This window comes from Ensifer sp. 22460 (genome assembly GCF_052044935.1).
GTDB lineage: Bacteria > Pseudomonadota > Alphaproteobacteria > Rhizobiales > Rhizobiaceae > Ensifer.
Genome location: NZ_JBQENZ010000017.1, coordinates 84162 through 110456, shown reverse-complemented (window position 1 = coordinate 110456; position 26295 = coordinate 84162). Strand labels below are relative to the sequence as shown.

Annotated in this window: 26 protein-coding genes and 1 pseudogene; 13 read left to right on the top strand and 14 right to left on the bottom strand. The window is 58.8% G+C overall.

Annotation, left to right across the window (positions count from 1 at the left end; all coding sequences use genetic code 11):
* Positions 1-10 precede the first annotated feature (10 nt).
* Positions 11-1204, top strand: a complete 1194-nt coding sequence (locus ACTJKM_RS21130) for an efflux RND transporter periplasmic adaptor subunit (protein WP_348627353.1) — start codon at positions 11-13, stop codon at positions 1202-1204.
* 81 nt (positions 1205-1285) lie between these two features.
* On the opposite strand, the gene ACTJKM_RS21125 is transcribed toward ACTJKM_RS21130, so the two are convergent.
* Positions 1286-1690 (bottom strand): MerR family transcriptional regulator, encoded by a 405-nt coding sequence (locus tag ACTJKM_RS21125; protein ID WP_058327675.1) that lies wholly within the window; start codon positions 1688-1690, stop codon positions 1286-1288.
* A gap of 54 nt (positions 1691-1744) precedes the next feature.
* On the opposite strand from ACTJKM_RS21125, the pseudogene ACTJKM_RS21120 reads away from it, so the two are divergent.
* Positions 1745-1996 (top strand): annotated as a pseudogene (locus tag ACTJKM_RS21120) (glutaredoxin domain-containing protein); the annotation flags it as partial.
* A gap of 762 nt (positions 1997-2758) precedes the next feature.
* Here the strand turns inward: ACTJKM_RS21120 and ACTJKM_RS21115 are convergent.
* The 6 genes from ACTJKM_RS21115 to ACTJKM_RS21090 all read right to left on the bottom strand — a co-directional run bounded on the left by ACTJKM_RS21115 (position 2759) and on the right by ACTJKM_RS21090 (position 6007).
* Entirely contained in the window at positions 2759-3205 is a 447-nt protein-coding gene (locus ACTJKM_RS21115; RefSeq protein WP_440637425.1) for a type II toxin-antitoxin system VapC family toxin, read from the bottom strand.
* Positions 3202-3504: a hypothetical protein gene (locus tag ACTJKM_RS21110; RefSeq protein WP_058327677.1), complete on the bottom strand. Its 303-nt coding sequence runs from the start codon at positions 3502-3504 to the stop codon at positions 3202-3204. Before ACTJKM_RS21110 ends, ACTJKM_RS21115 begins: the two co-directional genes overlap by 4 nt.
* A gap of 106 nt (positions 3505-3610) precedes the next feature.
* A complete protein-coding gene (locus ACTJKM_RS21105) occupies positions 3611-4594 on the bottom strand; it encodes a zinc-dependent alcohol dehydrogenase family protein (protein ID WP_058327678.1) in 984 nt (327 codons plus the stop codon).
* Between the two features lie 74 nt (positions 4595-4668).
* A complete protein-coding gene (locus ACTJKM_RS21100; protein WP_440660777.1) occupies positions 4669-5010 on the bottom strand; it encodes a DUF5335 family protein in 342 nt (113 codons plus the stop codon).
* Positions 5011-5015: 5 nt separating this feature from the next.
* A complete protein-coding gene (locus tag ACTJKM_RS21095; RefSeq protein ID WP_113514632.1) occupies positions 5016-5234 on the bottom strand; it encodes a ChaB family protein in 219 nt (72 codons plus the stop codon).
* Positions 5235-5317: 83 nt separating this feature from the next.
* A complete protein-coding gene (locus ACTJKM_RS21090; RefSeq protein WP_440637422.1) occupies positions 5318-6007 on the bottom strand; it encodes a CBS domain-containing protein in 690 nt (229 codons plus the stop codon).
* Positions 6008-6270: 263 nt separating this feature from the next.
* Here ACTJKM_RS21090 and ACTJKM_RS21085 point away from each other — a divergent pair, with 263 nt between their 5' ends.
* Positions 6271-6669, top strand: coding sequence for a hypothetical protein (locus ACTJKM_RS21085; RefSeq protein ID WP_156436881.1), 399 nt, complete (start codon positions 6271-6273; stop codon positions 6667-6669).
* Between the two features lie 141 nt (positions 6670-6810).
* Positions 6811-7002, top strand: coding sequence for a hypothetical protein (locus ACTJKM_RS21080; RefSeq protein ID WP_440637502.1), 192 nt, complete (start codon positions 6811-6813; stop codon positions 7000-7002).
* A gap of 1156 nt (positions 7003-8158) precedes the next feature.
* On the opposite strand, the gene ACTJKM_RS21075 is transcribed toward ACTJKM_RS21080, so the two are convergent.
* The gene (locus tag ACTJKM_RS21075) at positions 8159-9688 is read right to left on the bottom strand and encodes an AAA family ATPase (RefSeq protein ID WP_058327729.1); all 1530 of its coding nucleotides are present in this window, start codon (positions 9686-9688) and stop codon (positions 8159-8161) included.
* 437 nt (positions 9689-10125) lie between these two features.
* Positions 10126-10899, bottom strand: a complete 774-nt coding sequence (locus ACTJKM_RS21070) for a universal stress protein (RefSeq protein ID WP_245296127.1) — start codon at positions 10897-10899, stop codon at positions 10126-10128.
* Positions 10900-11101: 202 nt separating this feature from the next.
* Here ACTJKM_RS21070 and groL point away from each other — a divergent pair, with 202 nt between their 5' ends.
* Together groL and ACTJKM_RS21060 are read left to right on the top strand one after the other, a co-directional pair.
* Positions 11102-12724, top strand: a complete 1623-nt coding sequence (groL, locus tag ACTJKM_RS21065) for a chaperonin GroEL (RefSeq protein ID WP_113514628.1) — start codon at positions 11102-11104, stop codon at positions 12722-12724.
* A 25-nt stretch (positions 12725-12749) separates the two neighbouring features.
* Positions 12750-13067, top strand: a complete 318-nt coding sequence (locus ACTJKM_RS21060; RefSeq protein WP_058327683.1) for an ATPase inhibitor subunit zeta — start codon at positions 12750-12752, stop codon at positions 13065-13067.
* Between the two features lie 28 nt (positions 13068-13095).
* Here ACTJKM_RS21060 and ACTJKM_RS21055 read toward each other — a convergent pair whose 3' ends face one another.
* Complete coding sequence (locus ACTJKM_RS21055; RefSeq protein ID WP_440660775.1) at positions 13096-13386, bottom strand: putative PEP-binding protein; 291 nt, start codon at positions 13384-13386, stop codon at positions 13096-13098.
* A 343-nt stretch (positions 13387-13729) separates the two neighbouring features.
* Between ACTJKM_RS21055 and ACTJKM_RS21050 the strand changes: the two genes are divergently transcribed.
* From ACTJKM_RS21050 to ACTJKM_RS21020, 7 genes are all read left to right on the top strand, one after another.
* Positions 13730-14686: a glucokinase gene (locus ACTJKM_RS21050; RefSeq protein ID WP_440660773.1), complete on the top strand. Its 957-nt coding sequence runs from the start codon at positions 13730-13732 to the stop codon at positions 14684-14686.
* A 513-nt stretch (positions 14687-15199) separates the two neighbouring features.
* Positions 15200-15727, top strand: coding sequence for an Hsp20/alpha crystallin family protein (locus tag ACTJKM_RS21045; RefSeq protein WP_058327687.1), 528 nt, complete (start codon positions 15200-15202; stop codon positions 15725-15727).
* A gap of 68 nt (positions 15728-15795) precedes the next feature.
* Positions 15796-16626: a universal stress protein gene (locus ACTJKM_RS21040; RefSeq protein WP_440660771.1), complete on the top strand. Its 831-nt coding sequence runs from the start codon at positions 15796-15798 to the stop codon at positions 16624-16626.
* A gap of 44 nt (positions 16627-16670) precedes the next feature.
* Entirely contained in the window at positions 16671-17114 is a 444-nt protein-coding gene (locus ACTJKM_RS21035) for a baeRF12 domain-containing protein (protein ID WP_440637416.1), read from the top strand.
* Between the two features lie 59 nt (positions 17115-17173).
* Positions 17174-17893 (top strand): ABC transporter ATP-binding protein, encoded by a 720-nt coding sequence (locus ACTJKM_RS21030; RefSeq protein WP_197423463.1) that lies wholly within the window; start codon positions 17174-17176, stop codon positions 17891-17893.
* 51 nt (positions 17894-17944) lie between these two features.
* Positions 17945-20266 carry an ABC transporter permease gene (locus ACTJKM_RS21025; protein ID WP_440660769.1) on the top strand — a complete coding sequence of 774 codons (2322 nt, stop codon included), beginning with the start codon at positions 17945-17947 and terminating at the stop codon, positions 20264-20266.
* 3 nt (positions 20267-20269) lie between these two features.
* Positions 20270-21469, top strand: coding sequence for an efflux RND transporter periplasmic adaptor subunit (locus ACTJKM_RS21020; protein ID WP_058327690.1), 1200 nt, complete (start codon positions 20270-20272; stop codon positions 21467-21469).
* 19 nt (positions 21470-21488) lie between these two features.
* Here ACTJKM_RS21020 and ACTJKM_RS21015 read toward each other — a convergent pair whose 3' ends face one another.
* The 4 genes from ACTJKM_RS21015 to ACTJKM_RS21000 form a co-directional block, all read right to left on the bottom strand.
* The gene (locus ACTJKM_RS21015; protein ID WP_058327691.1) at positions 21489-22601 is read right to left on the bottom strand and encodes a site-2 protease family protein; all 1113 of its coding nucleotides are present in this window, start codon (positions 22599-22601) and stop codon (positions 21489-21491) included.
* Between the two features lie 44 nt (positions 22602-22645).
* Positions 22646-23968, bottom strand: coding sequence for a trypsin-like peptidase domain-containing protein (locus tag ACTJKM_RS21010; protein WP_440660767.1), 1323 nt, complete (start codon positions 23966-23968; stop codon positions 22646-22648).
* Positions 23969-24047: 79 nt separating this feature from the next.
* Complete coding sequence (locus tag ACTJKM_RS21005) at positions 24048-24650, bottom strand: hypothetical protein (protein ID WP_440637408.1); 603 nt, start codon at positions 24648-24650, stop codon at positions 24048-24050.
* Positions 24647-26242, bottom strand: a complete 1596-nt coding sequence (locus ACTJKM_RS21000; RefSeq protein ID WP_440637406.1) for an MBL fold metallo-hydrolase — start codon at positions 26240-26242, stop codon at positions 24647-24649. Before ACTJKM_RS21000 ends, ACTJKM_RS21005 begins: the two co-directional genes overlap by 4 nt.
* Between the last annotated feature and the right edge of the window lie 53 nt (positions 26243-26295).

Below are 26295 nucleotides of genomic sequence, written 5' to 3'. Positions count from 1 at the left end.
GCTTGGAGCGATGGGCGTGGCGGCGGTCGCTGTCGCGTGGCTCGCCTGGCCGCGCCCGATTCCCGTCGACACCGCACGGGCGGCGAGGGGCCCGATGGCGGTGACGGCTGACGAGGAGGCAAGAACAAGCGTCCGGCATGTCTACACCGTCTCCGCGCCGGTGGCCGGAAGGGTTCTGCGGATATCCCGGCCTGATGGCCATGATGGGACTTCTCTCCACGTCGGCGACGAAGTGGTCCGGGGCAGGACGATCGTCGCGGTCATGCAGCCGATGGCTCCCGGTCTGCTCGATGTCCGCTCTCGCGCGGAACTGGATGCTGCGCTCATCGCCGCAAACGCCGTCGTAACCTTGGCTGAGGCGGAGATACGTCGCATCGACGCAGCGGTCAGCTTCGCTCGTACTGAGTTTGCGCGCGCGGAGGGGCTCGCACGCAGCAACACGATTCCCGAACGGGATCTGGAAAAGGCGAGGTTTGATCTTGAGACGATCGAGGCCCAGCTCGCGACGGCGAAGGCACAGCTCGAGGTGCGACGTCGGGAGCAGGCGGTGGCGTCGGCGCGCCTTCTCGAGTCAGGAACGGATACCGGCACCAGTCAGGACTGCTGCGTTAAGATCAGCGCGCCCGAAAGCGGCCGTGTGCTCAGGATCGTCCAGGAGGACGAAGCGGTTGTTCAGGCTGGAGCGCCACTCGTTCAGATCGGCGATCCGAGGGATCTCGAGATCGTCGCGGATTTCCTCTCCACCGAGGCCGTCCAGATCAGGGCCGGCGCTGCGGTCACCATTGATGGCTGGGGTGGACCGGTCCTGCGCGGCCGCGTGATACGCGTCGACCCAGCCGGCTTCGCCAAAGTCTCCGCTCTCGGGATCGAGGAACAGCGCGTCGGCACTGTGATCGATCTCGTCGATCCACCCGAATCCTGGGCACGGCTGGGTCACGACTTCCGCGTCATCGTTCACGTGGCCATCTGGGAATCCAAAGATTCACTTACATTACCTGTGAGTGCCCTGTTCCGGCGAGGGGACGACTGGGCCGTCTTTGCGGTCAAGGACGGTCGTGCCCGTGCCACGGTCGTGCGCACTGGGCAGCGAAACAGCAAACTGGTGGAGGTGCTATCCGGGCTTTCGCCGGGTGATCGGGTCGTGTTGCATCCGAGCGACCGCGTAGTCGACGGCACGGCGGTCGCGGATCGGGAGCCCCGCTGACGACACCGGGTCCGCACCGCTCCAGAGCGCTCGGGTCCGAGCTGGTCACCTCGGTGAACTGAGGATGGAAAGAGCTCGGCACTACAAATCAAACGATCCAAGGATCGGGCAGGGACCAGACTTGTCCGCCGCGCACTCCCCGACGAGTCGCTGCAATGCTTCCCGCGCGCGCTGAAGTTCGGCGATCCTGGTGTCCAGAGCATCGATGCGGTTCCTCGCGAGGTTCCGCGCTCGATCCCTGTCTTCGCCGGAATCCAGATCGAGAAGCTCCTTGATCTCCTCAAGCGTGAAACCAGCCGTCTGTGCCTGTCTGATAAACAGCAGCCGCCGTCGATCCTGGTCCCTGTAGCGGCGGACTCCCTGCGACCCTCGTGGCGTGTCCAACAAGCCCCGCCGCTGATAGTAGCGGATCGTCTCCACGCCTACGCCTCCGGCTGCCGCAAGTTTTCCGATTGTCATTTCCATGGGCTCTTGGCTCCGTACCATAGTACGGAACGTATTGTCGTGCCAACAGTTTCACAAGAGACAAGGAGACGTGAAATGTTGGACAGGACAAACCCCGGAAATCTCTCCAAGAAGGCCGTGCTCTATCGCATGGTGATGGCGGAGCATACCTGCCCGTACGGATTGAAGGCGAAGGACCTATTGCAGCGGTCGGGCTACGAAGTGGACGACCGTCATTTGACGACGCGCGAAGAGACGGACACTTTCAAGGCGCAGCATGGCGTGGCGACCACACCGCAGGTCTTCATAGGGGAAAACAGGGTCGGCGGTTACGACGAAGCAACTCGGCCGCCTCGACGACACTCAGGCTGCCACCGCGAATCCGCTGAATGAGTTCAAGGCGATGCAATTCTTTCTGCGACATGACGATCAAACAAGACATGACGACTCCGAACACAGATGGCCTTGGCCACGATGCAAGTCGCTGATCTGCTCCCCAACGCTGACCTTCGACCAGCATCCCAAGAGGCGACGACTGTCGCATCTCTAACTGGCCTATGTGTCGCATCTCTAAAATGCCGGGGCCATGTGGCCATTATCGCGTAATCTATATTATGGAACTTTGAGGTGTAGCACTAGTCTAGCACTACTTTGGCAGATTTTAGCGAGCGGGCGATTTTTGGGATTGAACTAAGCCGCTATCGCGGCGAATGGGGCCGACTTTGAGCGGAGCCTCCTGACTGATTGGATGGTGGTGTTGCAACCCACCCTTCAGACAAGAGGTCCAGATGGCTGAGCTTAGCCCTCTTCGCCGCCGGATGATCGAGGACATGACGGTCCGCAATCTGTCTCGATGATAGGAGTGATCGAGGTGGGCCGATCGGAAAATGCTTCAATGGTCTCGAAGACCGCAACCTCGAGATTGGCCATGGTTTTTCCGCCGGCGGAAACCGAGGTTCCCGATCCGGTCAACACGACGCCATTCGGAGATCAACGCTTGAAGCCGGATGCGCCCCTACTTTTGATCAAGGTCAGCCAGCAGATCGCCAACGCCGCCGCTTTCGGTGAGACCCATGAGTTCGTATACTGTCGGAGCAGGCGCAGTCGCCGTCATTTCTCTTCCCCTCCGGCTCCAAGTCGCAAAGGGTTGACGATCTGGAGCCCCTTGAAGTCCTTTTCGTTGTCCGTGACCACCACACAATCGTTGGCCCCCGCGACGGCAGCGATGATCATGTCAAGCGCGCTGCGCGGACGACCTGTGGCTTTGCCTTCGGCCATCAATCGCGCCCAGATCAGGGCTGCTTTGTCGTCGAACGGAAGGGTACGATTGGCGAACAATTCCTGCGGGCCTTCCGGCCCAGAGAACCAGGCATCAAGCACGTCCCGCTTCTTGCCGCGGGGCTTTTCCAGAATGCCGCGTCGAATTTCGGCAATTGTCAGCGAGGCGACGAACAGATCTTCGTCGCGCTGCTCAGCCCACCAAGCGAGCAGCAGTTCCGAAGGTCGCGGCTTGACGATATTGCTGAAGATGTTCGTGTCGAGGAGATAACGTGTCACAAATCGACCTTGCGCCCTTCCTCGCGCGGACGAGACAGATCGAGATCAGCGCCGACAAGTGGCGAGCGTCGGAGCGCCGACAGGACACCACCGACTTTCGGCGGCTCACCTGCAACGAGAGCCTTCACTGCCTGCCTCGCCTGATCCGCTTTAGGTCCCTCCTCGGCCAGTTGCCGTGCAAGGGATCGGATCAGCTCGCGGTCGGATTCGAGCGCCATGACCTCGAAGCGCTTGTAGCCGCGCTGCGTCAAGCGCGCGCGGTAATTCTGGATCGCTCTCTTCTGTGCGGCATTGCTCATGGCCAGCCTCCGTGTTATATCAGGATATATATCCGATATCGGCCTTGCAAGCAAGGGATGTCAGCGATGGCGCAGGCGGACGGCCCTCCCCGCTCTTCATTCCAGTTTACGGAACTAGGACGGCTGCCCCGTTCAGTCTGCCGCGGCGAAGATCCTCGAGGGCTTTGTTCGCTTTTTCGAGGGGATAGACAACCGTGTGGGTCTTCACCCGAGCTCTTTCAGCGACAGGAAAGAACTCGAGCGCATCTGCCCGCGTCAAGTTTGCGATCGAAACGACTTCACGTTCACCCCAAAGAAGCGAATAGGACATTTGAGGGATATCGCTCATATGTATGCCACCACACACTACGCGCCCTCCCTTGCGCACTGCACGCAGCGCCGTCGGCACGAGATCGCCCACTGGCGCGAAGATGATGGCGGCGTCAAGCGACCCGTCACGCGCCTCGTCCGAACCACCGGCCCAGATTGCGCCGAGACCGATCGCGAAGCGTTGGGTCGAAACATCACCGGGCCGGGTGAAGGCATATATTTCGCGCCCCTGCCATATTGAGATCTGGGTAATGATGTGGGCAGCAGCACCAAAGCCAAAAAGACCGATGCGCTTTGCGCTTCCAGTCTTTTTAAGCGACCTCCAGCCAATAAGGCCGGCACAGAGAAGCGGCGCAGCAGCCACCGGGTCTTCCGCAAGCTCAAGCTTGAAGGAAAACCGTTGGTCGGCAACAACGTGGGTGGCAAACCCGCCATCGCGGGTAAACCCCGTGAAGAGCGGCTTGTCGCACAGGTTCTCCAGGCCGGCACGGCAATAGCAGCAATGTCCGCAGGTAAAGCCCAGCCACGGCACGCCAATTCGCCTTCCAAGAAGAGTCCGATCGGCATTGGCGCCGATAGTTTCGACAACTCCGACGATTTCATGTCCGGGTATCAGGGGAAGTTTCGGATGATCGAGTTCTCCGTCGACCACGTGGAGGTCGGTGCGACAAACGGCGCAAGCCTCCACACGTATGCGGATTTCGCCAGGACCTGGGCGCGGGTCGGCAAGGGTCTTCATGACCAGGGGTGTCCCAGGCTTTTCAAGTACCATCGCCTTCATCGCCCACCTCAACTCCTCCTCAAGACGGGCCAAGACCTCCTGGCCGCATTCGGGGCAAGATCGTATCCTCCTGCTCAATCCCGTGGCGCGGAAAGCCTAAGCGGGCTCGTCAGGGTGACAATTTGGCGGTGCTCTTCTGAATCCACGATCTCCAGACCACTAAGCCCATCGACCTCTTCGAGGATAGCGATGCTGGTGGGCTTGTGAATGAGATGATCCAATCCCTCCATAGCAATCTCGAGCAGATCACCCTTGGGATCGAAGGTGATGCCCAACAACGGAACAAATTTCGTCTGGATTTGGTCACCCAGTCGAAGGCCGGTAATCTCGACCTGCGCACGCTTCCCTCGAAGGGCCTTTGCCATGCGATCAAAAAAGATATGCCACTCGGACCGATCCAAGATGCGACTGGTCATGTTCATCACTCCTTTTGGTCAGCGGCCGGGGTGCGCGCAAGCGAGCCATCCCCGACCTTCACATATCGCCGTTTCACGGCGCCCCAAGCTGTTCGATGCGAGGTCTCTTCCTTGCGCGGATCGTCTTGGTGAGAGACAAAGGCGTGATTGAATGCCTCGGGTGCATGGCCTGGCAAGACGCGCCACAGTGATGCCGGCAGGTCGAGGTTGGAAGCATAGGGCATTGGCCGCCACTCTACCTGTCATTTACGGCCGAAAATGTCGGTTCACATTGGGTTGAGTGCTATCGCACGAACGGGGCATCGTTTCACCCTCCAGGCCCGGAAACTTTACAGTCGGCATCGTTGGTGACGCGCAGTTCATTTCTCACGCACCCCATTCCGCACACCGCTTCTGCAGCAACACGAGCAGCCAGACGTTTGACGCCGCTTTCGACACTGCCGCACAAGACAACGACGCCGCTCTTCACTTTTACGTCGATAGCGCCTGCATCAAGATTGAGATCGGATGAGAGACGCGCCAGCACCGCGCGCTTGATGGCTTCGTCACCGGCGGCAAATCTCTCGGGCTTGGCCGAAAGTGCAACCTCGAGAATGTCGCGACGGCTAACAATCCCAATCAGGCGGCCCAGTTGAACAATCGGCACACGCTTAATGGAGCGGGCCGCCATCAGCGCTGCAATTTCGCCCACCGATGCGTCCGCCTCTACCGTTACCGGGTCTTTGGTCATCACGTCTCCGACGCGCCAGCTGTGTGCCTTGAAGTAAGTTTCGGGATCCTGTTGAGGACCGTTGCCTGTTTCTCTAATCGTTGCCGATACCAACTCGCAGCGGCGCAGCAAATCCCCCTCGGACAAGATACCGACGAGGTTTCCCTCGTTATCGCAGACTGGCAAGCCGCTAAGCCGATTGTCGAGCATCAGTCGCGCGGCATACCGCACACTATGCTCGGGGCTTGTGGTTAAGACCCTTCGAGTCATGATGTCCGCAGCATGCATTTGCGACCCCGTAAGAATATCAGGACCCACGCAGTATAACTCAACGGCTGGCATCAAAGATTGACGCCGATCAAGAGAGAGCGAACCTTCCGAAGATTCGACCATCACCACATGAATAAGCTTTGATCGGTATCAAGGACGAGGGTGGTGGGCTTCGATAGCTTACTGATGAAGGTCCCGACCGTTTTGGCGTCCTGCTCCGCCACCGGAATTGGGCTTTTTGACCAAGGTTTGCAAAGGTTAAAGCAACTGGAGCGATGAACTTGCAACGAACAAATCAGCATCAATCAAGCGCGCCTTTTTGGTTCGTTCCCTCACCCGCAATCCCCTCGATCGAAGCGGCCGGTTCCTTGTGGTCGCTCGGGCATATGCAGACAGCGGCCATTGAGGCCACCCTTCGCTGCCAGATTGAGGCGTTGAAGTTCCTGCAAAACCGTCTCAACAGCGACTTGCGCTTGATAGAAGATTGTCAATCGCCCGATCACCAAAGCGACCTGTTCGACGTATGGTGCACCTTCTGGCAAGACGCGCTATTCGACTACGTGAAAGGAGGAGCGCGCTTCGCGGAGATGGGCTCGACCTCCCTACGGAAGACGGTCACACGTCTTCACGGCGACGAGAAACGTCTCGTCGAAAACATGGCCGCCCAGGGGGTAATGTAAGTGCCGGCGGCCTCACCATGGGCGCGAACCAGGACCTTACAGGTTGCCGCCGTCTTCTTGTTGCTGCACAGCAATCAAAGCGGCGCGGCCGATCTTGCGCGCGGTCGCGCCATCGCCAGTCGATGGTGCAGTGAATGTCACGTGATAGCTCCCGGACAGCAACGCGGATCAGATAACGTTCCGACATTCTCCGAAATCAAGAAATCGGAGAAATTCGATATTGCACGTTTGTCGGCATTCCTGTCGGCGCCTCAGCACTCGCGGATGCCCGATCTCTCATTAACACGCGCCGAAATTGCTGATCTGGCCGCCTACATCAAGTCGCAGCGATAGCGACTGTGAGGGCCGAGAGCAAGCGACCAGAACGCGGAGAGCGGCCTATGTTCTTCGTTCACCACTCTGGCGTAGACCGGTGGCCGAAGACAGTGCGAACCGACAGTTAGGTCGGTCATCGACCCCGTTTACGCCTGCGGCGGCCCATGGCGCGTTCCGCGGCTCTTCGCTCGCACCAGGAATAGTCTTGCCCCGCCAACATGACCCTGCCTCCATCAAGGACATCCACCTTGATGCGTCGTGCCTCGATCTCCACATTGCGCTTCTTGACGTCGAAGTGGGCGCGTCAAACGCAAGCCGCTTAGCGGTACCGGCTAAAGACGCGCCCTGAATGAAAATGTTGCTGTCAACGGACCAATTTCGACGCGTTCAGTCGAACAGGACTGAAGAAAGGGTTTCAGCTCAGCGATGGTGGCCGTGAAGTGCCGTTAGCGAACTCAACACGTCCCTATCCAGCAGAAGAGTGGTCTTGCAGTGGCCGCTGCAACCGAGGCGCGCCCGACAGATGTCGGGTACGGTTTCAATAACGGTCTCGACTTGAACGGGATGATGCTCGGGTTCGACGACCTCTATGTCGAGGATGATGTGCTCGTGCAAGATCGAGCGATGCCACGGGATCCGGGTGTAAGCGCGATGCCCGTCAACGCCAAAAGATGTGAGCCGAGAGGCAGGCGTGGACCGCCAAGCGATTGGTTATAGCCCGTGCTTCCGAGTGGCGTTACCAGCGCCAAACCATCGCCGGCAATCCTCGCTGTGGAACTCTCTCCGTCCACAGTCAGTTTGACACGCCCCTGTTGCAGGCGCTGTAAGTAAGCACAATCTCGTTGATTGCAAAGACAGTCGTTCGCTGGCCTCCCAATCGGGTGACATCGGCTCGCACCGGCAGATCAAGGGGGATGGCGTTGCTCATCCGGTTCACCAGATCGGACAGCTGCAACGGATTGCAAAGAAATCCAATCGAGCCTTTCGTCCGCATTGGTACCGTCGCCCCCTATCGTTACGACATAGTCGGCATCTGAAATCGTGTTCTGACCGTATGCTGACGAATTGCTCAAGCGCCTCCTGTGCAACTGGTCTCGGGGAGGCAAGAAATGCGATCTTCATGGCCCAACCACAGGCGGGAATTTGTCTTCAACTGACGCGGCAAGCATGTCGGTCATCCCCAAGCCCGCCCGACCTTTCCAGGTTCGAGGATCTCCCGAACAATCTCGCCAACCTGCTGTTGCGCATCGATCACGCGCCAAGCAGGTGGCGTTTGCCCACCGGACAACTGCCGAGCCAGAACGCGCAGATCCGCGTCGGAAGGCCCCTCGTGCCTGCTGGAAACGCGCTGCTGCAAGACCCGCACGTCGGCTTGCAGCCAGACAGGCTCGCACCGGTTGCCTGCGGCCGTAGACGCAACCTCGATAAGCTGGCGGTTTTCCAGACGGTCGAACACGGCATCAGCGACAACAGACCCGCCGGCCTTTGTTATCGCGAGACTGCGGCGAACTATCTCTGAATATACCTTGTCGGAGACATCTGGCCGATAGGCATCCGCATCGAGATGCACCTCGGCTGAAACACCGTGCAACGCCTTGCGAATGCGGTCACTCTCGATAATACGAGCGCCAGGAGGGGCGCCAAGCAGCGCGGCCAGCGCATCCGCTACGGTCGTCTTACCCGAGCCGCTGAAGCCACCGATCACGATGAGGCGCGGTTGAACCTTTGTGAGGAGCGAGCGGGCCAACTCAAAATATGAACGTGCGTCGGACTCGAGATCGGCTGCGTTTCCGCCCTCGGCAACATGGGTGGCGATCACGTGGGCCCTGACGGCCGCCCTTATGGCCATGAAGAAGGGCAAAAGCACAAACCCGTCATCGTCGTCCGTTTCATCGAGGTAGCGATTCATGACCAGGTTGGCAAATTGCGGGAACCCTCTGTGCCACAAGTCCATCAAAAGGAACGCCAGATCATAGAGCGTGTCGACTGTAGCAATCTGATCATTGAACTCGATGCAATCGAATAAGCAAGGTTCACCCCCAATGAGACATATGTTGCGCAGGTGTAGATCCCCATGGCAAAGCCTGACTTTGCCGGATGCCTCTCGGCCATCAAGAAGCGACGCATTCTCTTTCAGTATTTCTTCGAAGCGCTGAGTGATCGTTGCGACTTCGGTTTCGTCGAAGACACGGCTGGTGGCAAAGCCAGCTCTGTTGATGGCGAGCACTGCGCCAATGTTTGCAGATCCCGAACTCCCATGAACGACAGGCGCGCCCTGGTGGTAACGGGCGATCATGCGCGCCGCTTGGGTCATTATTTTCGCGTTCAGTCGTCCCTCCATGGCCATACGATCGAACAGCGCGTCTTGATTAAAGCGAACCATCTCGACAACCGGCTCGACAAGCTCGCCGTCCCCAAAGTGAAGCTTGCCCGCCTGGTCGCGCGAGATCGTTCGGACGCCAAGATATAGGCTGGGAGCCGTGACCCCATTCAGGCGAACCTCCCGTTTGCAGGCTTCCAGCCGCAACTCCGGCGTAGAAAAATCAACGTACGGAAGCTTGACGGCGCGTTTCATCTTGAAAGCTCGATCGTGAGCGAGAAAAATATGCGAGATATGAGTCTCGATGTGTTCGATCTCATCGCTTCCGTGCGTATGCCGGTCGCCCAAGAATGCTATGGCATTGGTCTGGTCCTGAACGAGCATGTTGCCTCGCTTGAGTGGCGAATGGCGGCGGCCGGGGATCCGCGCCATCAGAGCATCGCTATCATGCTCGCCATCCGCCGTTGTCGCGTTGACGCTGATCAATTCTGCGACGATGAACAAGAGGGTGGGCGTGTACGGCCCGCGGAATTGAGCGCCCTTTATTGTGGCAAAACGAGAGCGGGGCAAATCTGAAAGCTTGGAGAATTCAGATGAGCGAGGAACCTGTCGATCTCGCCCGATACAGTTTGCTATCTCATCATCAAGGCGCGCGAATTCGACGCCACGACATATGCGTCTCCCTGGCTTCGATCCTCGATGGCCAATCAGGATATGATGCCCGGTTGCTGGGAAAGCGAGCTTTCGCATCCAGGGCGGGCACCGAACTCACTGTTTTCCCCCTTTCTGATAACGTTCGCGCGAACCGCTTGGCGCTTGGCTCAGGACGACATCAAGCGATGGAGAGAGGTTTCGCGCAGCAGGGATCGGGTGACGCCTCCCACCAGCCACTCGCGCAGGCGACTGTGGCCGTAGGCTCCGGAAACGATCAGATCTGCACCAAACTGCTTGGTAATATTGATGAGGGCCTCGCCATCTGAAGGAGCATCGCAGCTGAAGATCTCTCCGCGGGCTTTCGCACCGTGCTGGATCAGATGGCCGACGACATCATTCAGTGTTTCCGACACCTGTTGCTTCCCTTGTTCCTCGACTGATGCGACAAGGACCTCACGAGCATGAACGAGGAACGGCATCGCATCGACCACTGCGCGCCGAGCCTCGCGCGTATCCTTCCAGGCAACGACGACCTTGTGCGCGCCGAGCGGGTCAAGATCGGCTCTGGGGATTAGGACAGGGCGACCGGCCGAATGGATCAGTTCACCGATATCAACGTGCTCGCTCCTGACTTGCCACAGGCCTGCTATAACCAGGTCCGCCAAGCGCGCGGCAGCAGCGAGCTCTTTCGTTGGATTGCCAACGCTCGTTCGTAGCAAATCCATGCCTCCACCTTCCGCTTCGCATTCTCTCCGAAGAACTTCGAGACGGCGTTCGATGTCGATCGCTTCGAGACGCATGAATTCATCGTCCATGACCACGCCGGGGGGAGCTGCCGTTATGATGCGAATGTCGCCGGCTGCGAAACCGATGAGTGTTGCTTCGAAGCGCGACGCCACGTCACGCGAAAATCTTAGCTGCCGTGCAACACTTTCGTGCATGCTCAAGCTTACCATTATCGTATTGTAAATCATCGCTACGACCCCACGTTGGGACTTCGATCGCTTCATCAAAGCACCAATCGATTGGTCTCGCCTTGACCACCGTCAAAGGTGCGGCGGCGCGAATGAAGATGTCTTTGACGCCCATCAAGGTCGCACGTCCCCGTCCATGCTAGATATTCGTGAACGGAGGATCGGAGCCATGGCGCACAAGCAAGTCCTTTTCCACTCGGCCGCGCGCGAGAAGATCCTGAAGGGAACGGCTCAGCTTGCCGATGCGGTTCGGGTTACACTCGGACCTCGATCCAAGGCCGTGTTGATTGAGAGAAAGTGGGGTTCACCGATCGTTTGCAATGACGGCGTGACGATCGCCAAGGAATTCGATCTCAAAGACCCCGAGGAAAATCTCGGCGCGCGGATGCTGCGGCAGGCGGCAGAAAAGACCGGCGAAATCGTCGGCGACGGAACGACTACATCGACCATTCTTGCCCATGCGATCTTTGCCGACGGCCTGCGCAACGTTGTGGCCGGCGCAAGCGCGATCGATATCAAGCGAGGTCTTGACCGAGCGCTCAAGCGCGCGGTTGCCGAACTGAAGCGCAATTCGCGCCCTGTGTCTTCGAAGCGCGAAAAGGAGCAGGTCGCAACCATCTCGGCCCACAACGACACTCACATCGGCACCCTTATCGGGGAAGCAATGGAGCGGGTCGGCGACGAAGGGGTCATCAGCGTCGAGGAGTCGAAATCAACTGAGACGGTCCTTGATGTACTCGAAGGCATGCAGTTCGATCGAGGCTATCTTTCGCCCTACTTCGTCACTGACATGGAGCGAATGGAAGTGGCTCTCGACAATCCTGTTGTTCTGCTTTTCGATCGCAAGATCACGTCGCTGAAGGATTGTGTCGGCCTACTCGAGGGCATCGCCAAATCCGGTACCCCCTTACTGATAATCGCCGAGGACGTCGAGACGGAAGCGCTTGCCACCCTCATCGTCAACCAGATGCGAGGAACGCTTCGAAACTGCGCCGTAAAGACACCCGGTTTCGGCGACCGGAGAAAGGCGCTGCTTCAAGACATAGCGATACTCACTGGTGGTCAGCTGATCTCCGAAGAATTGGGCATCAAGCTTGAAACGGTGACAACTGAACAACTTGGTCGTGCGGAACGGGTGGTCATCACGAAGGATACAACGACGATCATCGGCGGGGCGGGAGACACGAAGGCAATTCACGCCCGCTCCGAACAGATCAGGCGGGAAATCTCCACGACGACCAGCGACTACGACCGCGAGAAACTGGAGGAGCGGCTGGCAAAGCTCTCGGGCGGGGTGGCCGTCATAAAGGTGGGCGCGGCCACGGAAGCCGAACTCAAGTCGAAGAAGGAGGCGCTTGACGACGCCATCAGCGCAACCAAGGCGGCGGTAGCCGAAGGTATTCTACCAGGAGGCGGCCTTGCGCTCTTGCGATGCATGAACGCCGTTGCCGATGAGGAAGGGGCATGTGAAGGCGACGAGCGCACGGGGGTGCAGATCCTGAAGCGCGCCCTCGAAGTTCCAGCGCGCCAGATCGCGGAAAACTCCTCCACCGATGGCGGCGTTGTAGTGGCGAAGATGATGGAGGGGGAAGGTAACTACGGCTTCGACGCCGGACGGAAGGAATATGTCGACCTGATGTCTGCCGGCATAATCGACCCCACCAAGGTCGTCCGCGTAGCGCTTGAAAATGCGGTGTCAGTCGCAAGCGTTCTATTGTTGACCGAAGCCACCATAACGGAAATACCGGAGCCGGCAAAGGACGGCCTTGTCGAAGCCGGCATGCAAGCATAGCCCCAGAACATGTCGGAGCATCATGATGACCGCATTGAACGAACGCCAAAAGGCTCTTGAAGAGAAGTATTTCCTTGATTTCGAAAGGGCGATCAGGGTTCGAGATCGACGCAATCGCATTCTGGCAAAATGGGCGGCCCAGGTTATCGGACGCGCAGACGCATCGGCCTATGTCGAAGAGGTAATCACGGCCGGTCAAACCGAACCGGGAGATGATGACGTGTTGCTGAAGGTACTCGGCGACCTGCGTGCAGCCAACGTGGTGGCCGACAAGATGATGCTGCAGGAGAAAATGCGCGCGCTTCTGTTTGTGGCAGCCGAACAGCTGGAAGCTGAGGGATGAAGCTAGACGCTCCATTCACCTCGACCCTCTACCTTTTTTCTCGTTTCGCTTCCGCGGCCGCAACCGTGCGTTTTACAGTAATGAAACTGTCGGGCGTAAGCGAGATCGAGTCGATGCCGCACTCGACGAGAAAGGCGGCGAAACCGGGATGATCGCTGGGTGCCTGTGCGCAAAGGCCAATCTTGGCACCTACCGCCTTGGCGTCGCCGATGACCTTGCGGATCATCCACCTTACCGCTGGATCCTGTTCATCAAAGACGGCTGCAAGACCCTCGCAGTCCCTGTCGATGCCAAGCGTCAATTGGGTCAGATCGTTCAACCCGATCGAAAACCCATCGCAGTCGTGCAAACTCCGCAGCCAGAATGACATTGGAAGGGATTACGCACATAACGTAGATTTCAAGCCCATTACCGCGCTTCAACCCGTTCTCAGCCATTGCGTCCAGCACCTATTCTGCCTCTTGCGGGGAGCGACAGAAGGATCATTTGCGCGACATTTTCAAAGCCCATCTTCTCTCGAATCCGTCTTATGGCACGACATTCCAGCACGAACCCATCCCGATAACGGGGTGAATAGTAAAGGGCTCTGACCTTGACGGCCATCAAAGCGCATCCGGCGGACTTTAGGCAAAATGTTGAGAACGACACAGGAGGGATCAGCGGTGGGCAAGTTGGCACGTCAGGCAATCGTCGCGGACATAGGCGAGACACACACACGCCTCGCGGTCACGGATTATGACCGACTATCGATCGATCACTACGTACAGTTCGAGAACAACGCCTTCTCCTGCGTGACAGACGCGGTGGCGGCCTACGTCCGATCGATACCCGTGGCTTCCTCTGCAATCGGCATCGCGGTAATTAACGGCGCTCCGGTTTCCGACCAAGATCATCTTCAGCACGACTTGGCAAAACAACTCGATTGGGGGCCTTCACCGGTACCTGTTTTGAAGGTCGAAGCCCTCGACGCGCTGGCATTGGCTCTCCCGCATCTGACTTCACACGACACCAAGGTCATCAGCGGACAAAAGGTCGAAGCGAAATGGCCGAAGGCGATCATCAGCATCGGACAGGCGCTGGGCGTGACATCTCTGACCCCAGCCGATGGCACGTGGAGCACGCATCGCACTCACGCGGGAAGCATCTCCTTTGCCCCCCAGACGCGCTGGGAGTTCGAAATTCTCGAGCGCATCCGCTGCGATACGGACTATGTCTCGGTCGAGAACCTCCTGTCGGATGCCGGTCTTTCCCATCTCTACGAACTGCTGCTCGAAAGCGCTGGACAGGCTATCCGCGGCTTGTCGGCTTCCGACATCATCGATGCGGCCCTAAACGGGAGCGACGCGGCGGCCGCGAAGGCCGCGGACAGTTTCGCCACATGGCTGGCGAGGTTTGTAGGTGACATCGCTCTCCTCTATGATGCCCGGGGTGGCATCTATCTCTGGGGCCCCATTCCACGAAGAATGGAGAGAAGGCTAAAGGCGGAGTTGTTCCGGGCAGCTTTCGAAGCAAAGGGGCGACGCTCGTCCTGGCTTGCCCAAATACCGATACTCCTCATCCGCAGCGACGAGGCGGTCTTGAAAGGCGCGGCGGTCGCGCTCGCACGTCATTTGGGCTGAGCCGCCTGCTCTTTGCCGAATATCGGCCAAGCTCCAAGACGGTCGAACTCAAAGGGTCAGGATTTCGGGCCTGAGAATGGCAAATCGCAGCAGGCTGCTGCCATAGCCCTAGACGGCTCGACGTTCACTTGCCTGTCCTTCGGAAGAACTCCCTTTATCAGGAGAACGCTGAAGAGTGACGCGATCATGAAAAGGATCAGCATCAGCAGCAGCCAATTCAACAGGGCCGCCTGTATCTTATGCAGTGTATCCCGGCTTGCCATTCCCGTAGTGCCCACCACGATTGAAATCATGGCATGAGAGGCGGCGCCTGGCGTTGCGCTTCATCAAAAGCAGCAACACTCCTGCTTTGACGGCCGTCAATGCGCTCCCTTCGCGAACGCAGTCTAATTGCGACGTCTGCTGGCCAGGCGGCAGCAGTCAGCAAAGGGACGGCAACCAAGTCGATCCGCCCCCTCTGTCGCACATGTCGCCGACCACGCGCGCCACGTCCATCCAAAGGAGAAAGCAGTCATGGCTGAGACAGAAACCAAACTTCCCGTCAAGGAAGAAGAAAAAGCAACCCGGGCCCGTCCGGAATCGTGGTTGCCTTTTGAAGGCCTTCGGACCGAAATCGACCGTTTGTTCGATGACTTCACCCCGAGCTTGTGGCGTCGTTCCTTTTCCCCGACGAACATTCAGCGAGCATCTCTTATGCCGACCTGGGCTATCGCGCCGGCCGTCGATCTCGTGGAAAAAGAGGCAAGCTACGAGATCACTGCCGAGTTGCCAGGCATCGAAGAAAAGGACATCGAGGTGAAGGTTTCCAACGGGAACCTGACGATCCGCGGCGAAAAGCAGGAATCAAAAGAAGAAAAGGACAAGGAATACGTACTGTCGGAGCGACGCTACGGCTCGTTCCAGCGCACTTTCAAAATGCCTGAAGGCGTCAAAGCCGATGACATTTCGGCCACCTTTTCGAAAGGCGTTTTGACCGTCACTTTGCCCAAGAGCAACGAGGCCAGACAGAACGATCGCAAAATCCAGGTGAAATCCGCTTAACAATCAAGCGCTCCGCTCTCGCAAGCGGCGCTTGCGAGAGCGGAGCGCCGGCCTAACGGGAGGAAATCATGCCGTACAAAACCATTCTGAATGTGCTCGGCGAGGATCGAGCTGACGAGGATCTCCAGGTCGCGACGAAGCTCGCCGGAGAGGTGGGAGCTCATCTCAGCACCCTTTTCGTAACCATGGCGCCCGTGCCGACTGGCCGCTATCAGACCTTGTCACCCAGCTGGCTGGAAGTTCGCGAGCGCAACCTGGAGAAGCTTTCCGAACGCGTTACCAAGTTCCGGCAGCGCCTCGCAACGACCGATTTATCGTTTGATGTCGACAGTGTATACGCGGACGTCGCTGGCCCCGCCTACGACATCGGTGAACGAGCCATTTACGCAGACTTGGTCGTGGCCGGGCCCGGCGTCTTTGCGAACGACGACTTGAAGTCGCAGGTTGTCAGCGGCGGGCTTTTCCAAGCGGGGCGACCCGTCATATTCGTCCCGCGCGACGCGAACGCGACATTGGGACCGAAGACGATATTGCTGGCGTGGGATTCGCGCCCAAGTGCGGCTCATGCCGCAAGGGAAGCGCTCGAAATGATGAAAATGGCTCAGTCCGTTCACGTCACAATGGTCGACCCAGTTGCTGCGTCGAGAGTGAGCGGTGATGAGCCGGGAGCCGACATCGCGACCTATCTCGCGCGCCACGGCATCAACGTCTCGGTCGAGACCTTGCCGAGCTCCGGCCACTTCGTGACCGACACTCTGTTAAGGCATGCATTGGACATCAACGCCGATCTGATTGTCATGGGCGCTTATGGACATTCCAAACTGCTGGAACTCATCCTCGGAGGCGTCACGAAATCCATGCTCAAGGAGGCAAATTTGCCAATCCTGATGGCGCATTGAACGGATGGATGTCCCAGACGTTCGCAGGTAGAAGGGGCATAGCCATGAAACCGAGAGTTCCGCACGATTGCTGGTTTTTGGCATGCGACGGGGGCTGCGCCCTTGACATGCGCAATGCGGGGGATGCTGAACTCCTCAACTTTATTGCGATGGATTCCATCGTAAACCTTGACCACCGACGCGAATGCTCGGAAGCGATCGTGAGGGCAGGGTCTACCGGTCGGTCGGCGCTGCGCGAAGCAAGGTTGAGCAGACTGACTGGCACGAATAGGCCGAAGAGCGATTTGTCGCCAACGTTGCAGGCAAACTGTCGGCTCTCGCACGCGACGAAGACATCAAAAATCTCGTGCTTGTTGCGCCCCCGGCGCGTGCTTGGCCAGTTGCGCAAGCAGCTCGGCCCTCGTGCATGGTCCGTAGTCAGCGCGGAATTGGCAAAGGACCTCGTCAAATTCGAAGTCTCGGATATCGAGAAATACCTTTCCGGTTGAAGCTTGAACGGCTGGCGTCAGGATCGCGTCCAATCGCTGCGCAGCAAAAGGGGTGATCGGTGGAAGACGAAAAGATGGCCGTCGCCCTTTCGGCGCGCCGCCTCACAAAGGTCTATCGGATGGGCGCCGTTGAGGTTCCTGCCCTTCGCGGCGTTGATGTCGACCTTTATAAGGCAGAACTGGTTGTGCTGCTCGGACCGTCCGGAAGCGGCAAGTCCACCCTGCTCAATATCCTTGGCGGTCTCGACAAACCCACCCGTGGTCAAGTCTGCTTTGGCGATGAGCCGCTCGCGATGGACAGCGAACGTGCGCTCAATCAATACAGACGAGACCACGTTGGATTCGTCTTTCAATTCTATAATCTGATACCGAGTTTGACTGCGCGCGAAAATGTCGCTCTCGTGACGGAGATCGCAAGGGATCCCATGCCCCCCGCCGACGCATTGACACTTGTCGGGCTGCGCGATCGCCTTGACCATTTTCCGGCGCAGCTTTCCGGTGGCGAACAGCAACGGGTCGCGATCGCCCGAGCGATCGCGAAGCGACCCGACTTGCTGCTTTGCGACGAACCAACCGGTGCTCTCGACAGCAAGACCGGAATTCTCGTGCTCGAGGCCATCCTAACGATCAATCGGGAGCTGGGCACTACCACCGCGCTCATCACCCACAATGCCGTGATCGCCGAAATCGCCAATCGCGTCCTTTATTTTGCGGATGGGCGCATCGTTGAAACGCGATGCAACACAACGCAACGCGCGCCCGGCGAACTCACCTGGTGAGTGGCGGCCATGACGAGCCTCGATCGAAAGCTACTACGACAGCTCTGGAGAATGAAGGTTCAACTTCTGGCAATCGCGTTGGTGATCGCCTCAGGCACGGCACTGCTGATCATGTCGCTGACAACCATCGAAGCACTTGAGGAAACGACAACCGCCTACTATGAGCGGACCCGCTTTGCCGATATTTTCGCTCATGCCAAACGGGTGCCCGAATACCGCAGCCGGGACATCACGGAGATCCCCGGTGTCAGGCTTGTGGAAACACGGATCGACGAGCGCGCCATCCTCAACGTTGCCGGGTATCTCGAGCCAGTCGTTGCGCAAGTGATCTCCCTGCCCGACCGAGGGCCCCAGCTCTTAAATGCGCTCGTGCTCCGTTCGGGACGTTTGGTCGACCCCACCCGACCTGACGAGGTTGTCGTCAGCGAGCCCTTTGCAGAAGCCCATCGGTTGAAGCCCGGCGACAGTTTCGATGCCATCTTGCGAGGTCGCAAGCGCACACTGCAGATCGTGGGAACCGCGCTCAGCCCTGAATTCGTGTACGCGATCGCTCCGGGGGGACTGATGCCGGATGACGAGCGCTTCGGCATTCTTTGGATGGGCCGGGACGCCTTGGCCGCCGCTTTCGACCTCAAGGCCTCCTTCAATAGCGTTGCGCTCAGCCTGCTGCCAGGTGCTGATGTCAACGATATCATTCGACGGCTCGATGCCATTCTTGGGCCAAACGGTGGCGTCGGGGCCTACAGTCGGGCCGACCAGACTTCAAACTGGTTCCTCGAAAGTGAAATCGCGCAACAGAGGAACCTGTCCCGGGTCATGCCGACCGTATTCCTTGCCGTGGCCGCCTTCCTAACGAATCTGGTGATGGCACGCCTCGTCGATACCGAGCGCCGGGAAATCGGCCTGCTGAAGGCCCTCGGCTACACGAACTGGACGATCGGATCGCATTACTTCAAACTCGTGCTCGCAATAGGAACTGCAGATATCCTGATCGGTTCGCTCGTCGGCGCATGGCTTGGCCACTGGAACACCGAACTCTACACCAAATTCTACCGCTTTCCCTTCCTGCTCTATCGTCCTGGCCCGGCTGGATTCGTCGTGTCCGGTACAATCAGTGTGGCCGCAGCGTTCGCAGGCAGCCTCACGGCGACCTATCGTGCCGTTCGGCTTCCGCCGGCTGAGGCCATGAAGCCCCCCTCGCCGGCGGTTTATCGGCGCATGTTCGCATCGCGTACCGCGCTCGCCGGAACAATCGACGAGCCGACCCGCATGATCCTGCGTCGGATCATTAGATGGCCGGGGCGTGCATTGCTCACAAGCATTGGACTTGCGATGTCGACGGCGGTCATGATCATGGCTCTCCAATGGGTGGACGCAATCGACTCTCTTGCCGAAACCGTATTCGAACGCGGGCAACACCAGGATGCGACGATCGCCTTCAACGAACCCCACCCTCTCAAGACCGTCGGGGACTTCGAGAACCTCCATGGCGTGCTTTCGGCCGAGCCCTATCGTTACGTGTCCGCTCGCATCAGCCACGGGCATCGTGCCGAGCGCCAGGGCATAATCGGCGTACCGGGTGACGCTCTCCTTAGTCCCGTCTTCGACGTTTTGCGCGGGCGCCTCGAAGTCCCACCTGGCGGACTGGTCGTCTCTCGCAAGCTCGCCGAACTGCTCCAACTTGAGATCGGCGATAGCGTCATCATCAAGCTCCTGGAGGGGCGCCAAGCTCAAGTCAGCATGCGCGTGGTTCAAGTGTTCGAGACCTACATCGGCAAGCCCGCCTACATGGACATAAGCGCGCTCAATCGCCTTGCCGGAGACGGCCGTGTTGCAAGCGGTCTGCACATCCGCATCGACACGGCTGACCGATCCGGCCTCATGGCAGCACTCAAGGACATGCCTGACATAGCCTCCATTCAGTTTCGCCGCGCTGCCATCGATACTTTCTACAAAACGATGGGCGAAACGATCTTCATCTTCATTGGCTTCTTCATTGTGTTTTCGATGACGCTCTCCGTCGGAGTAACCTACAATTCAATCCGCATCGCCCTCTCCGAGCGAGCGCAGGAGCTTGCAACACTGCGCATACTCGGTTTCACGCGCTGGGAGATCTCCTACATCCTTCTTGGAGAAGTCGGTTTACTCACATGGCTCGCCGTTCCGCTTGGCGCCGCGATCGGCTTTGGCCTGGCGTGGTGGATGACGAGCGCCTTCGAGACAGAACTTTACCGTGTGCCGCTCGTTCTTCACGATGCAACTTACGGCAAAGCCGCCATCATCATGCTTGTCTCGGCATTGGTCTGCGCCGCAGTCGCACGCCGGAGGCTCGATCAATTGGATTTGATCGGCGCGTTGAAATCGAGGGAGTAGAAGGTGCGCACGGCACGAAAGCGACTGGCAATCTGGGGAAGTCTGGCGGTACTGCTGGTAGTCGGCCTCGTCTATGCGCTGCGACCCCAACCGGTTCCGGTGGACCTTGCGACAGTGAAGACCGGCCCGATGCGTGTGACGGTCGACGAGGAAGGGGAAACTCGCGTGCGCGAAGTTTACACACTTCATGCGCCCCTTCGCGGCCAACTGCAGCGCATAACCGCCGAAGCTGGCGATCATGTCAAGGCAGGAGAAACCTTGCTCGGTCAGATCGAGCCTGCAGCGCCAGCATTTTTGGACGTGAGAACGGAAGCGGAGCAACGAGCAGCGGTGGAAGCCGCAGGCGCCGCCTATAATCTCGCGGCCGCCGAGCTCAACAAGGCGAAGGCGGACCTCGCCTTTGCGGAGGCAGAACGGGGCCGCGCGCGCCAGCTCATGGCGCGCAACACGATCTCGAAGCGGACTCTTGACGATGCGGAGCGCATCTACAACGTAGCCCAGGCCAACTTAGCCACGGCGGAGGCAGCGCTCAACGTCAGACGCCATGAGCTTAGCCAGGCACGCTCACGGCTACTGTCGCGCCAGGAAATCAGGAGCCGGAGCGGACCTTGCGAGTGTGTTTCGTTGATTGCGCCCGTGAATGGTGTCGTCCTAAGGGTCATGCGCCGGAGCGAAGGCGTTGTCGACGCGGGCACCCCCTTGCTGGAGATCGGCGATCCAGATGACATGGAGATCCTCGTCAATCTTCTCTCGGAGGACGCCGTCAAGCTCAAACCAGGTCAAAAGGCGTTCGTGACCAATTGGGGTGGGGAAGATCTCAATGCAATCGTGCGTCGGATCGAGCCATTTGGCCAGACGGAGGTGTCGGCGCTCGGCATCGAGGAACAGCGTGTCGATGTTGTCCTCGATTTCGCGGATCCACCAGTTCGTTGGCGCGCGCTCGGCCACGGCTATCGCGCCGATGTTCAGATCATCCTTTTCGAGGGGCAGGTCCTCAAGTTGCCCCTGGGCGCGTTGTTTCGGCAGAAGGACCAATGGAGCGTTTTCACCATCGTGAAAGGCCACGCGCGATTGCGGTCCGTCGTCGTCGGTCACCGTAACAACCTGGAGGTGGAGATCCGGGATGGGTTGCTCCCCGGAGAGCGGGTCATTCTCTACCCAAGTGACCGTATCGCCGAGGGGGCCGCGGTCGTTGAGCGATAGACAGCTATTGGCTATATGCCTAGCTCGAACGGCGAACACGGATGCCCGGTTGAAAGCGCCCATCGGCGTTGCGAAGCATCAGCAATTCCCCGATGGTCTCGTAATTCATGAGGCCGACAACGCGCTGGCTGCGATCGACTATGGGCACAGCAGGCGCGCTTGCCTCCTGCATGAGCCTCAGAGTCACGTCGATTGGGCTTTGTTCATCGACCGTAGGGATGTCGCGACGCATCACCGTGATCACGGGCGCGTTAGCACCCCCATCTTTCATCGCCTGGACGATGCTTTCGCGCGTGATCAGTCCTTCGAACCGGCCGACCTCGTTCAAAACAGGAAACTCGCTCTGGCTAGTTGCCAGCAATAGCTCGACGGCCTCGCCGACACACGCCTGGGGACCGAGCGTCGCAAAGTCGGTAATCATCACGTCAGAGACGCTCGTGCCGGCGGAGATTGCCTGAAGTTCGCTGCCTTGCGCTTCAGTCTCCGCGGCGAAATAGACGAAGATGGCAATCAGAATGAGCAATGGGTTGAAGAAGATGCCCAAGACTCCCATTGCTATGGCGATGACTTGTCCGGTCCGGGCCGCAAGTGTGGTGGCCCGCGCCCACGGCAAGTGCCAGGCGAGCACTGCCCTGAGGACGCGCCCGCCATCCATCGGGAACGCGGGGATCATGTTGAATACGACCAGGAAGATATTCACGCCCGCGAGCCGGGCCAGGAAGTCAACACGGGGATCCTGAGGTGCGACCAGTTGGTCCCAGCCGAGGGTGCCTCCGATGGCCATGACGACGAGACCGGCGATCAAGACATTGACGAGCGGCCCTGCGATGGCAATCACAAACTCCTCAAGCGGCTTGTTGGGGTTGCGCTCCAACCGCGCCAGCCCTCCGATCGGCAGAAGAGTGATGTCTGGTGTCTTAATGCCAAAGTGGCGAGCAGCTGCAATGTGCCCGAATTCATGAAGCACCACACAGAGAAAAACGCTGATGACGAAGGCAATGCCCTCCCAGGCAGCCGGCGGGCCACCGATCCGGTAGTGCATGACCCAGATCCAAATGAGCAGCAGGGCGAATGTTACGTGCACGCGGATTTCGGTCCCCGCGACGGAGCCCAGTTTTAAGGACCATTTCATGACGTTCTCTCGCTCTGATTTTACGATACGTCGAATGAATGCGCTTACGGAACCTCAATTCGATAAGCGATGCCGGCGCGCAAGATATCGAAAGAAACTTTGCCATCTGCGGCGTCCAACAGGTCTTGAATACGAGGCGACGAGACGGCCGGCTCTCCGTTGATCGATGTCAGATAGTCACCCGCTCTGAGCCCAGCTGCATATGCTATGCTGTCGGACGGCACCTCCAAGAGAACCGGCCCGTTTGGCGTACACGCGCGCGAAGCCGATGAAACCGGAAAAGCAAGGGTCACGGTGTCCAGGGCGCGATGGACCGGAGCACTTCGAACACTGGCGGCATCGGCAAGCGTCAGTTTCAATCTTAGCGTCCTTCCTTCACGCAGGATATCAAGAACGACCTGCGCATCGGGCGCCAGCAGGCTGACTGCATTCTTAAAAGCGGCCTCTGTCGGGACCGCGTGGCCGTTGAGTGCCGTCACGGCATCGCCGAGCTTCACCCCTTGCCTCTCGGCCGTCGAATTGCAGGAGAGCCGGTCAACCACCAGATCTTGCGTCGCGTCGATACCTACCTGCGAAAGGGTGACTGAAACACCAAGCCATCCGCGTCGGATTTCCCCGTCCTTGATGAGAGCGCGAACGATTTTGGACGCGAACTCGGATGGAATGACAAAACCAATACCCTGGGCGCCTTCATTCGGCGGGGGCACCCCGCGTACCACGCCCAGAAGCTCGCCTGCTGCGTTGACAAGCGCGCCGCCAGAGTTTCCGGGGTTGAGTGCTGCGTCAGTCTGGATATAGTCCTCGTACTCGTCGATACCTAAACCGGATCGCCCCAGACCACTGACGATCCCGAAAGTTGCGGTCTGCTCCAAGCCGAGCGGACTGCCTACGGCTGCCACGAAATGGCCAACCTTCAGATCGGACGAACGCCCCCAGTCAAGAGCGACTAGACCCGGTGCACTTATCTTGATCACGGCAAGATCAGTTGGCCCATCACTGCCCACAACTTCGGCCTGCAGAACGCGGCCATCGTTTAGGGTCACCTCGATCTCGTCGGCATCGGCGATCACATGACTGTTTGTAACGATGTAACCGTGCTCGCTGTCGATGATTACACCGGAGCCTGTGACGATGGCGCCGCTTTGCACAATGAGAACACCATCCGGAAGGCCCAGAATCTTTCGCACGTTCGCATCGTCCAGAAAGTCGTTCGTCAATATGCGGCTGGCAGTGCTGCTGATACCGACAACCGCAGACCTTACTCGCGCCAGGCTGTCAGAGAAGCCGGCGTCAAATCCACTTGCTGGGGCCGACGAAGCGGCGACGCAGATCGCGGCGGCAAGCAAGAACCTCAGGAAATTCTGCATATCCTGCACTCCTGGTAACGATGTCAGGATCTCACCTATCCAAGCCTGCGCATTGACGCGCATCAAGGAAAACAGGATGTCAGAACGACGACACCCGGACTTCCGCTTCAGCCAGACGACGATAGAGCCGACGCCTTCGCATGATCGGCCACCAGTCGTAGAGAAATATCTCAACCGCCCGCCAGTTTGCCACCCAACCGAAAATGACGAGGCTTTCGCTGGCGACACGCGAGAATGCGCCTTCGCCCGAGATATTGGTCACGAGCTGACCTGCGATCAAGCTGAATGCGAGGATCGGGACGCCGATGAACAAGGCTCGCCGGCCCTCCCTCAGAAGTTGACGCAACTCGCGACTGGCTTGCTTGGCGCGGCTTTCAAAATTGTAGCGCATCGCGTCCTGGACGACACGTGTGACCGCCGTGTCGACTTCCCCCGGGGGCAACTGCACGACGATTGCAATTGCTCGATCTTTTGGAGCCTCCTCAGCCCATTCGACAATGAAGCGCTCGGCATCCTCGTCCAGGTCCCGCTCATGGAAGGGTGTAGGATCAAGCGAATTGAAGAGCCGAGCCAACTGATCGATGCGGATCAGGATCGTATGGCGCTCGCCGGTTGATGATATCGCGTCCAACGTGCCTGCTCCAGGTCGATTCACTTGGTCGCTGGCAGCGCGGCGGCTCAAGCGTCCTCGTTCAGTGCCCGCCGCACGCGGCGAATGACCACGCCTCGCGCTTTGTCGTCGGCTGCCTTGGCCAATTCCGCTTGCAAGTCGAGTACCAGCGATTGAAAATCGTTGTTCCAGTCCATCCGCCCCGTGCGAAGTGGATCGATGCGTGGTGGGGCGATGCCTTCGGATACTTCGACCGCTCCCTTCGCCTCTACACGGAATGCAGCATCCAAACGCGGACGTACCACCTTGTCACCCGGCAGGAATGTCTGGAGCCGTTGCCTCAGCCCCTCCAGAGCCGCATCTTCACCGTGCACCAGGAATACGCCGGCGCCGATCGGCTCGCGCGACCGGACCCATTCTGCAAGCTCCCTGCCATCGGCATGCCCGCTATAGATGTCCAGCTTCCTGATGCGTGCGCGCACGCGAATGTCCTCGCCTTGGATGCGCACTACGGAGGCACCGTCCGCAAGAATACGCCCCAACGTGCCGGCGGCCTGGTAGCCGACGAGGAGTACCGTTCCCTCGTCCCGCCAAAGCCAGTTCCTCAGGCGATGCCTTATGCGACCGGCCTCGCACATTCCACTTGCAGCAATGACAATGTGAAAGCCCTTCATGAAATCGATTGCTTTCGATTGCTCGGCGGTCTCCGTGAAGCGCACGTTCTTTGCTTGCAAAGCCTTGGCAAGCAGATCGCCGTTCTCGAGTTCCCGCGCGTGCCGTCGAAAGACTTCGCTCGCGCGGGTCGCTAAAGGCGAGTCGATGATGATTGGACATTTTTCGATCTTGCCCGTGTCCATCAGGTAGACGAGATCGGTGAGAAGCTCCTGGGTTCGTTCTACCGCGAAGGATGGCACGATCAACGCGCCATTTGGATCGGCGGCTTCCAGCACTTTCGAGCGCAAAATGCTCCGCCTGATTTCGTCGGTGGCGTCCTCCCGTTCGACGTCGCCGTAGGTGCTTTCGCAAACGACATAGTCCCAGCCGGTCGGTGCGGCCGCGTCATATTGAAGAAGCTTGTGTCGGGGACCGATGTCGCCTGAAAAAAGCAATCTGAGGGGGCCCGGGGAGGTGTCCAACTCGACTTCGACTGACGCTGAACCGAGGAGGTGCCCAGCGTTCCAGAACCGAAAGCGTACTCCGTCAGCCGCCCTCTCCCATGTACCGAGGCGCACCTGCCTGAATAGCGTGACCGCGACAGCTGCATCACGAGCGCTGTAAATCGGCGTCACCGGTTGCCGCCCACGCCGGAGGTTCCGGCGGTTGAGTTGATCGACTTCGCTTTCCTGGATATGGGCAGAGTCGGGCAGCATGACAGAGCACAGATCGGTCGTTCCCGGGGTTGCGAAAATCGGACCCCCGTACCCAAGTTTGGCGAGCTTCGGCAAGAGACCGGAGTGGTCGATATGGGCATGCGTCAGGATCACGGCGTCGATGCTGTCGACATCGAAGGGAAACGGACGATAGTTGAGCTCTTTTTCCGTTTTGGATCCTTGGAACAGCCCGCAATCAATAAGAACTCTTGTCGCGCCGAACTCAATCAGTTGGCAGGAACCGGTCACGGTGCCTGCGGCTCCATGAAAGCGAATGAGCGGTTGAGTGATCATCTGCACAAGCCTCATTTTGGTCGTCGGGCCCGAGGCCCCCGGGAACTCGTTGC

Coding starts and splice junctions, on each gene's coding strand:
- ACTJKM_RS21130 (WP_348627353.1), top strand. CDS start 11: ATGGGCGTGGCGGCGGTCGCTGTCGCGTGGCTCGCCTGGCCGCGCCCG.
- ACTJKM_RS21125 (WP_058327675.1), bottom strand. CDS start 1,690: ATGGTACGGAGCCAAGAGCCCATGGAAATGACAATCGGAAAACTTGCG.
- ACTJKM_RS21110 (WP_058327677.1), bottom strand. CDS start 3,504: ATGAGCAATGCCGCACAGAAGAGAGCGATCCAGAATTACCGCGCGCGC.
- ACTJKM_RS21105 (WP_058327678.1), bottom strand. CDS start 4,594: ATGAAGGCGATGGTACTTGAAAAGCCTGGGACACCCCTGGTCATGAAG.
- ACTJKM_RS21100 (WP_440660777.1), bottom strand. CDS start 5,010: ATGACCAGTCGCATCTTGGATCGGTCCGAGTGGCATATCTTTTTTGAT.
- ACTJKM_RS21095 (WP_113514632.1), bottom strand. CDS start 5,234: ATGCCCTATGCTTCCAACCTCGACCTGCCGGCATCACTGTGGCGCGTC.
- ACTJKM_RS21090 (WP_440637422.1), bottom strand. CDS start 6,007: ATGCATGCTGCGGACATCATGACTCGAAGGGTCTTAACCACAAGCCCC.
- ACTJKM_RS21075 (WP_058327729.1), bottom strand. CDS start 9,688: ATGCTCGTTCAGGACCAGACCAATGCCATAGCATTCTTGGGCGACCGG.
- ACTJKM_RS21070 (WP_245296127.1), bottom strand. CDS start 10,899: ATGCACGAAAGTGTTGCACGGCAGCTAAGATTTTCGCGTGACGTGGCG.
- groL (WP_113514628.1), top strand. CDS start 11,102: ATGGCGCACAAGCAAGTCCTTTTCCACTCGGCCGCGCGCGAGAAGATC.
- ACTJKM_RS21060 (WP_058327683.1), top strand. CDS start 12,750: ATGACCGCATTGAACGAACGCCAAAAGGCTCTTGAAGAGAAGTATTTC.
- ACTJKM_RS21045 (WP_058327687.1), top strand. CDS start 15,200: ATGGCTGAGACAGAAACCAAACTTCCCGTCAAGGAAGAAGAAAAAGCA.
- ACTJKM_RS21040 (WP_440660771.1), top strand. CDS start 15,796: ATGCCGTACAAAACCATTCTGAATGTGCTCGGCGAGGATCGAGCTGAC.
- ACTJKM_RS21035 (WP_440637416.1), top strand. CDS start 16,671: ATGAAACCGAGAGTTCCGCACGATTGCTGGTTTTTGGCATGCGACGGG.
- ACTJKM_RS21025 (WP_440660769.1), top strand. CDS start 17,945: ATGAAGGTTCAACTTCTGGCAATCGCGTTGGTGATCGCCTCAGGCACG.
- ACTJKM_RS21015 (WP_058327691.1), bottom strand. CDS start 22,601: ATGAAATGGTCCTTAAAACTGGGCTCCGTCGCGGGGACCGAAATCCGC.
- ACTJKM_RS21010 (WP_440660767.1), bottom strand. CDS start 23,968: ATGCAGAATTTCCTGAGGTTCTTGCTTGCCGCCGCGATCTGCGTCGCC.
- ACTJKM_RS21000 (WP_440637406.1), bottom strand. CDS start 26,242: ATGATCACTCAACCGCTCATTCGCTTTCATGGAGCCGCAGGCACCGTG.